This is a genomic window from Mycobacterium sp. TH-M25 (assembly GCF_057473665.1).
Map to the genome: position 1 here is coordinate 1 of NZ_JBYCLA010000053.1, position 8593 is coordinate 8593.

Below are 8593 nucleotides of genomic sequence, written 5' to 3' on the forward strand. Positions count from 1 at the left end.
CTGTTCGCCGTCATCGTGCTGACCATCGGCGATCGCCTTGGTGACAAAGATCGACGCAACGGCGGACCCGTCGGCGCGCGTCTAGCGCGCTGCGCGCGGGCTCTCCGGCCGCGTCGCGAAGAACCCGGCGACCGTCGCGCAGATCGCCAGGAACGTACGGCGGGTGTTACGTGCCAGCTCGCTTTGCACGTCGATGACGCCACCTGGCCGAAGATGCGGGTCGAACGGCACCTCGACCACCGTCTGGCCTCGCTCGAGGAACTGTTTCGCCAGTGCCGACCGGTGGCGCTTGTCCGAATGGCCGTCGGAGTCGTTGAGCACCACCACCGTGCGGCGCAGCAGACCGGTACGTCCGTGTGCGGCCAGCCACTCCATCGTCTGCGCCGCGGCCCCCGCGCCGTCGGCCCACGGCGATGACACCACGATCAGCGCATCCAGATCGCTCAGCGCCTCCTGGGTCACCGGGGCGTCCATCGTGGAGCCGCAGTCGATGATTGCGATCGAGAAATGACGGTCCAGCCGCGAGGTGGCCTCGCGATACAGCGCGGGATCGAGCACCCGCCGCGGCCCGGCGGTGGGCTCCCCGGCCAGCACGTAGAGTCCGGCTGAATTGCTGCCGACCCGGCTGCTCACGTCGGCGAACGACCGGAGGTTTTGGTCGGCGGCGATCTCCCAGTACGAGCCCTGGGTGCGCGGATCGATCCGGCTGCCGAGTCGCCCGAACGCGGTGTCGGCATCGATCGCGACGACGCGGTCCTGACGGCGGAGCTCGGCGAAGATCGACCCGACGCTGGCGGCGACGGTGGTTTTACCGACCCCGCCCTTGCCGAGCACCCCGACCTTGTAGTTGCCGCGCAACGTCGAGGAGATCGCGGCCTCGTAGGCGGCGTCTTGACGCTCTCCTGCCGAGGGTCCGAGGTTGACCAGCCCAAAGGTGGCCTTGAAGACCAAGCGTTGCCAGCCGTATCTGGGGCCGGCGCTGCGCGGCGCCGGTCTTGCCGGCGAGAAGTCGAGGCTGCTCCACGACGGCTGAGCCGGCGGCGCCTGCGGCGGGAAGGGGGGCCGCGGCGGCGGCCGGAAATCACCGGTATGCGGGCGAGGCGGCGGGATCGGCGGCCCGCTCGGCGGCGCGGCGCGCAGGCGGTCCCTGAGAAAGTCGTCGGACTCGGTCATGAGCGCGTCGAGATCGATGTCTCTGATCCGCTCAAGCGCATGGATGCATCGTAAGCCGTCGGCGCCGGCGCAACGCCCGCGATCACTGATTGCGCAGCTCACAGCGGCTCCGATCGGTTGTGACGCAAAAAACCTGGGCAACTTTGCGCCGGCGAACCTCGTCCGGCCGGTCGAGCGGTCAGCGGGCGCGCCGCCGAACCCGGAATCGGCCGTCACGGCCGCTCTGCCAGTGCCTTTGGTGACCCGAGTCACCCGCCGGAGGTATCCGCTGTGAGACAGTCGCCACCTCCCGCCGCGCAGCGAGCGTAATCACAGCAAACTCGCCCGCGGGGCCAGCGTAAAACCAGGCATCCCCGGGCCCCGCAACCGTCGTTCGGCCGATGCTCAAATGCCCTGCGGCACAACAGGACCGAACACTGCCGGATGCCGATGCCGCCGCACCGGCACGACGCCGCGCAGCGAGGCGTTACGATGGTTCAAGTTGGCATGTCAGGCGGGTTTTGTCATATCGTTTTACGACTTGTCGAAAACCGGTCACCGGGCCACCGTTCAGCGCCGTGCGGATACTCCCGACCGGGATCGTCGTTCCGGCGAGCAGCACCTCGACAAGACCGAAGGGGCCCAACCCTCAGCCTTACGGGCGCGGCATCCAACGGAACGATTCGTAACGCTGCGGCCGAAATCTTGGTGAAGGGGTAGGTGCGAATGGCGCCCAACCGCCCGGGCCCTCAGGGGCTCTACAACCCCGCATTCGAGCATGACTCGTGCGGGGTGGCCATGGTGGTCGACATGCACGGCCGCCGCAGCCGCGACATTGTCGACAAGGCGATCACCGCGCTCGTCAATCTCGAGCACCGGGGTGCCCAGGGCGCCGAGCCACACAGTGGTGACGGCGCGGGAATCCTCGTCCAGGTTCCCGACGAGTTCTTCCGGGAAGCCGTGGACTTCGACCTGCCCGAGGCAGGGAGTTACGCCACCGGTATCGCGTTCTTGCCGCAGTCGTCCAAGGACGCCACCGCCGCGTGCGCAGCGGTCGAGAAGATCGTCGAGGCCGAGGGCTGCCATGTGCTGGGGTGGCGCAACGTTCCCACCGACGAGTCCTCGCTGGGCGCACTGGCGCGCGACGCGATGCCCACCTTCCGGCAGATCTTCATCGCCGGCGCCGACGGCATGGCGCTGGAGCGCCGCGCCTACGTGATCCGCAAGCGTGCCGAACACGAGTTGGGCACCAAGGGCCCCGGCCAGGACGGTCCCGGTCGCGAGACCGTGTACTTCCCGAGCCTTTCCGGGCGGACGTTCGTCTACAAGGGCATGCTGACCACCCCGCAGCTCAAGGCGTTCTACCTCGACCTGCAGGACCAGCGGCTGACCAGCGCGCTGGGCATCGTGCACTCGCGGTTCTCCACCAACACCTTTCCGTCGTGGCCGCTGGCGCATCCGTTCCGGCGTATCGCGCACAACGGCGAGATCAACACCGTCACCGGCAACGAGAACTGGATGCGGGCCCGTGAGGCGCTGATCGAGACCGACGTGTTCAGCGACCACGGGGACGCTGAAAATCCGGTCAAGCTGTTCCCGATCTGTACCCCGGGCGCGTCGGACACCGCGCGCTTCGACGAGGCGCTGGAGTTGCTGCACCTGGGCGGCCGCAGCCTGCCGCACGCGGTACTGATGATGATCCCCGAGGCCTGGGAACGGCACCCGTCGATGGACGGGCGTAGACGGGCCTTTTACGAGTATCACGCCTCGTTGATGGAACCGTGGGACGGGCCGGCCTCGATGACCTTCACCGACGGCACCGTCGTCGGCGCGGTGCTGGACCGCAACGGCCTGCGCCCGTCGCGGATCTGGGTCACCGACGACGGCTTGGTGGTGATGGCCTCCGAGGTCGGCGTGCTCGACATCGAGCCGTCGAAAGTGGTGCGGCGCATGCGGCTGCAGCCGGGCCGGATGTTCCTGGTCGACATGGCCCAGGGCCGCATCGTCTCCGACGAGGAGATCAAGGCCGAGCTGGCCGCCGAGCAGCCCTACCAGGAGTGGCTCGACAAGGGTCTGATCCCGCTGGACGAGCTGCCGCAGGGCAACTACGTCCGGATGCCGCATCATCGGGTTGTGTTGCGGCAGTTGGTGTTCGGCTACACCTACGAGGAGCTCAATCTGTTGGTCGCCCCGATGGCGCGCACCGGCGCCGAGCCGATCGGCTCGATGGGCACCGATACGCCTGTCGCCGTGCTCTCCCAGCGGCCGAGGATTCTCTACGACTACTTCCAGCAGTTGTTCGCCCAGGTGACCAACCCACCGTTGGACGCCATCCGCGAAGAAGTGGTGACCAGCATCCAGGGCACCGTCGGCCCGGAGGGCGACCTGCTCAACCCGACCGCCGAGTCGTGCCGCCAGATTCATCTGCCGCAGCCGATTCTGCGTAACCACGAACTGGCCAAGCTGATCAACCTGGACCCCGACGTCGAGGTCAACGGGCGCCGTCATGGCCTGCGTGCCAAGGTGATTCGCTGTCTGTATCCGGTCGCCGAGAATGGCGCCGGGCTCAAGGCCGCGCTCGATGACGTGCGGGAGCAGACCTCGGCGGCGATCGCCGATGGGGCGCGGATCATCATCCTGTCCGACCGGGAGTCCGACGAGACGCTGGCGCCGATCCCGTCGCTGCTGGCCGTCTCGGCGGTACACCACCACCTGGTCCGCGAACGCAGCCGCACCAAAGTGGGCCTGGTCGTGGAGACCGGGGACGCCCGCGAAGTGCACCACATGGCCGCGCTGATCGGCTTCGGCGCCGCAGCAATCAACCCCTACATGGCGTTCGAGTCCATCGAGGTCATGCTCGACAAGGGCCTTTTCGGCGGCGCCGACGACGGCCTCGACCGCGAGTCAGCGCTGAACAACTACATCAAGGCAGCCAGCAAGGGTGTGCTCAAAGTGATGTCCAAGATGGGCATCTCGACGCTGGCCTCCTACACCGGCGCTCAGCTGTTCCAGGCCGTTGGTGTCGACCAGGACGTGCTCGCCGAGTACTTCACCGGGTTGACCTGCCCCACCGGCGGCGTGAACCTGTCTGACATCGCCGCCGACGTGGCGACCCGGCATGCGCTGGCCTTCTTGGATCGCCCCGACGAGCGGGCGCATCGCGAACTCGAGGTCGGTGGCGAGTACCAGTGGCGCCGCGAGGGCGAATACCACCTGTTCAACCCGGACACCGTGTTCAAGCTGCAGCACTCCACCCGGACCGGCCAGTACAAGATCTTCAAGGAGTACAGCGCTCTGGTCGACAATCAGAGCGAGCGGATGGCGTCGTTGCGCGGTCTGCTGAAGTTCCGTGACGGGGTGCGCCCGCCGGTATCGCTCGACGAGGTCGAGCCGGCCAGCGAGATCGTCAAGCGCTTCTCGACCGGCGCGATGAGCTACGGTTCGATCTCCGCTGAGGCGCACGAGACATTGGCGATCGCGATGAACCGGCTCGGGGGCCGGTCGAACTCCGGCGAGGGCGGCGAGAGTGCCACGCGCTTCGAGCGTGAGGCAGGCGGCGACTGGCGCCGCAGCGCGGTCAAGCAGGTCGCCTCGGCCCGCTTCGGCGTGACCTCCCACTATCTGAGCAACTGCTCCGACATCCAGATCAAGATGGCCCAAGGCGCCAAACCCGGTGAGGGCGGCCAGCTTCCGGCCGGTAAGGTTTACCCGTGGATCGCCGAGGTGCGCCACTCCACCCCGGGTGTGGGCCTGATCTCGCCGCCGCCGCACCACGACATCTACTCGATCGAGGATCTGGCGCAGCTGATCCACGACCTCAAGAACGCCAACCCGCAGGCCAGGATTCACGTGAAACTGGTGTCGGAGAACGGTGTCGGCACCGTCGCCGCCGGGGTATCCAAGGCGCACGCGGACGTGGTGCTGATCTCCGGCCACGACGGCGGTACCGGCGCCACGCCGCTGACATCGATGAAGCACGCCGGCGCGCCGTGGGAGCTCGGGCTGGCCGAGACCCAGCAGACGTTGCTGCTCAACGGACTACGCGACCGAATCGTGGTCCAGGTCGACGGCCAGCTCAAGACAGGCCGCGACGTGATGATCGCGGCTCTGCTTGGTGCCGAGGAATTCGGTTTCGCCACAGCACCTTTGGTGGTGTCTGGCTGCATCATGATGCGGGTCTGCCACCTGGACACCTGCCCGGTCGGGGTGGCCACCCAAAACCCGGTGCTGCGCCAACGCTTCGCCGGTAAGCCCGAATTCGTGGAGAACTTTTTCTTGTTCATTGCCGAAGAGGTCCGCGAATACATGGCGCAGTTGGGTTTCCGCACCATCAACGAGGCCGTCGGTCAGGTTGGCGCACTGGACACCACGCTGGCCCGTGCGCACTGGAAGGCGCACAAGCTCGACTTGTCGCCGGTGCTGCACGAGCCGGAATCGGCGTTCATGAACCAGGATCTGTACAACAGCTCCAAGCAGGACCACGGCTTGGACAAGGCGCTGGATCAGCAGTTGATTGTGATGAGCCGTGAAGCGCTGGACTCCAAGAAACCGGTGAAGTTCTCCACCACCATCGCCAACGTCAACCGCACCGTCGGCACCATGCTCGGTCACGAGGTGACCAAAGCCTATGGCGGCCAGGGCCTGCCGGACGGCACCATCGACATCACGTTCGAAGGCTCGGCCGGCAACAGTTTCGGCGCGTTCCTGCCCAGCGGGATCACGCTGCGGGTGTACGGCGACGCCAACGACTATGTGGGCAAGGGCCTGTCCGGTGGACGCGTCGTGGTTCGGCCGCCGGACGATGCGCCCGCGGACTACGTGGCCGAGGACAACATCATCGGCGGCAACGTCATCCTGTTCGGCGCGACCAGTGGCCAGGCATTCCTGCGCGGCGCGGTGGGCGAGCGGTTCGCCGTGCGCAATTCCGGCGCACACGCGGTGGTCGAAGGCGTCGGCGATCACGGCTGCGAGTACATGACCGGCGGCAAGGTGGCGATCCTGGGCAGTACCGGCCGCAACTTCGCGGCGGGCATGTCCGGCGGTATCGCCTACGTCTACGACCCCGAGGACGCGTTGGAAGCCAACCTCAACACCGAGATGGTCGCGCTCGAAGAGCTCGACGCCGACGACCTGGAGTGGCTGCACGGAATGCTGCAGGCGCACATCGACGCCACCGATTCCGCGGTGGGCCAGCGGATTCTGGCCGACTGGGACGCCGAGCAAAAGCGCTTGGTCAAGGTGATGCCGCGCGATTACGAGCGGGTGCTCAACGCGATCGCCGAGGCCGAGCGCAACGGCACCGATCCCGAGGAAGCGATCATGGCGGCCGCCAGTGCCTGATCCCAGAGGTTTCCTCAAGTACACCCACCGCGAGACGCCCAAGCGCCGGCCGGTGGACCTGCGCATCAAGGACTGGAACGAGGTCTACGAAGACTTCCCGCACACCAACTTGCAGCACCAGGCGAGCCGTTGCAGGGACTGTGGAATTCCGTTTTGTCACAACGGTTGTCCACTGGGCAACCTGATCCCGGAATGGAACGATCTGGTCCGCACCGACCGGTGGCGCGATGCCATCGAGCGGCTGCACGCGACCAACAACTTCCCCGAGTTCACCGGTCGGCTCTGCCCGGCTCCGTGTGAGTCGTCCTGCGTGCTGGGCATCAACCAGGACGCGGTGACGATCAAGCAGATCGAAGTCGAGATCATCGACAACGCCTTCGACGAAGGCTGGGTGGTCCCGCTGCCGCCCGACCAGCACACCGGCAAGAAGGTGGCCGTGGTGGGTTCGGGGCCGGCCGGCCTGGCCGCCGCGCAGCAGCTGACCCGGGCCGGTCATGCGGTGACGGTGTTGGAGCGCGCGGACAAGATCGGCGGCCTGCTGCGCTACGGCATCCCCGAGTTCAAGATGGAAAAGCGGCACCTGGACCGCCGGCTCGAGCAGATGAAAGCCGAGGGCACCGAATTTCGCGCCGGCGTCAACGTCGGCGCCGACATCTCCGTCGAGGAGTTGAAGTCCGACTTCGACGCGGTGGTGCTGGCCGGCGGGGCAACCGCCTGGCGGGACCTGCCGATCCCCGGTCGCGAGCTGGACGGCATCTACCAGGCGATGGAGTACCTGCCGTGGGGCAACCGTTATGCCGCAGGCGAATTGGACGAACCGCCGATCACCGCCGAGGGTAAGAAGGTGGTCATCATCGGCGGTGGGGACACCGGCGCGGACTGCCTGGGTACCGCGCACCGTCAGCTCGCCGAGAGCATCCACCAGTTCGAGATCATGCCGCGGCCGCCGGAGAGCCGCGCGCCGTCGACGCCGTGGCCGACCTACGCGATGATGTTTCGGGTGTCGTCGGCGCACGAAGAGGGCGGCGAGCGGGTGTTCTCGGTCAACACCGAAGAGTTCGTGGGCCGCGGCGGTCACGTCACCGCGCTCAAGGTGCACGAGGTGACGATGCAAGACGGCACGTTCGTCAAAGCCGAGGGCAGCGACTTTGAACTCGAGGCCGACCTGGTGTTGCTGGCGATGGGCTTCGTCGGCCCCGAGCGCACCGGCCTGCTGACCGACCTGGGTGTCGAGTTCACCGACCGGGGCAACGTGGCTCGCGCCGCCAACTTCGAGACGTCGGTGCCCGGTGTATTCGTCGCCGGCGACGCCGGTCGCGGCCAGTCGTTGATCGTCTGGGCGATCGCCGAAGGCCGGGCCGCAGCCGCCGCCGTCGACCGGTTCCTGATGGGCGAGACCGCACTCCCGGCGCCGATCGTTCCCACCGCCGCCCCGCAACGCTAGTCGCATTGGTCACACACGCAACATTTGATAAATTACGCGGCGCGTCCTAAGCTATTTGCCAGCTAAGGGGTGTCTAATTGTTCGAGATGGCGCCGCGGGGTGTGGGGCCTGGTTGAGCTAATTGGCCGCAGGAGTAATCAGCGTGTACATGAACCCGATGACCCGCTCTCGGGTCAGCCGAATCGCCTGGTCATGGTTCCGCCACCCGGTGAAGAGTCGTGAATTCCCCGCCAGGCACGAGCGACTGGTGACCGCCGACGATCTGATGCGCTTCGGCGTCTAGCCGCCCTCCGGGCCGCGCAGCGACGTCGCGCAGTTCGACCCGAGTGTTTGCTCGGTGTCACCGTTTCGACACCTGACAGTTATGTCACCAGCCCCGAGTCGCGGATCGCCTCGGCCAGCGGCTCCAGCACCGCCGGGTCGTGCGGCGGCGGGATGTACACGATGCCCAGGTCCAGCCCTTCGGCGGCCAAGCCGGCGGCGTCGTCGATGACTTTCGCGTAGTCGAGGTCATCTTCCAGCCGCAGGTGGGCCGACGTCATGATCTCTTTCGGATCGCGACCGATGTCGGCGCAGTGCGACGCCAACACCTCGCGCTTGCGCGCGAACATCTCCGGTGGGCCGCCGACGAAGTTCCAGTGCTGGGCGTAGCGGGCG

At 67.0% G+C, this 8593-nt stretch carries 4 protein-coding genes and 1 pseudogene; 3 read left to right on the forward strand and 2 right to left on the reverse strand.

What is annotated here, in order from left to right; genetic code table 11:
• Window positions 1-81 precede the first annotated feature (81 nt).
• A complete protein-coding gene (locus AC2VOU_RS02135; protein WP_486955875.1) occupies window positions 82-1173 on the reverse strand; it encodes a MinD/ParA family ATP-binding protein in 1092 nt (363 codons plus the stop codon).
• A 705-nt stretch (window positions 1174-1878) separates the two neighbouring features.
• Between AC2VOU_RS02135 and gltB the strand changes: the two genes are divergently transcribed.
• The 3 genes from gltB (at window position 1879) to AC2VOU_RS02150 (ending at window position 8219) form a co-directional block, all read left to right on the forward strand.
• The gene (gene gltB, locus AC2VOU_RS02140) at window positions 1879-6492 is read left to right on the forward strand and encodes a glutamate synthase large subunit (RefSeq protein WP_486955876.1); all 4614 of its coding nucleotides are present in this window, start codon (window positions 1879-1881) and stop codon (window positions 6490-6492) included.
• Window positions 6485-7936, forward strand: coding sequence for a glutamate synthase subunit beta (locus AC2VOU_RS02145; RefSeq protein WP_486955877.1), 1452 nt, complete (start codon window positions 6485-6487; stop codon window positions 7934-7936). Before gltB ends, AC2VOU_RS02145 begins: the two co-directional genes overlap by 8 nt.
• Window positions 7937-8084: 148 nt before the next feature.
• Entirely contained in the window at window positions 8085-8219 is a 135-nt protein-coding gene (locus AC2VOU_RS02150) for a hypothetical protein (protein ID WP_486955878.1), read from the forward strand.
• Between the two features lie 79 nt (window positions 8220-8298).
• On the opposite strand, the pseudogene AC2VOU_RS02155 reads toward AC2VOU_RS02150, so the two are convergent.
• Window positions 8299-8593: pseudogene (locus tag AC2VOU_RS02155) on the reverse strand (LLM class F420-dependent oxidoreductase); the annotation flags it as partial.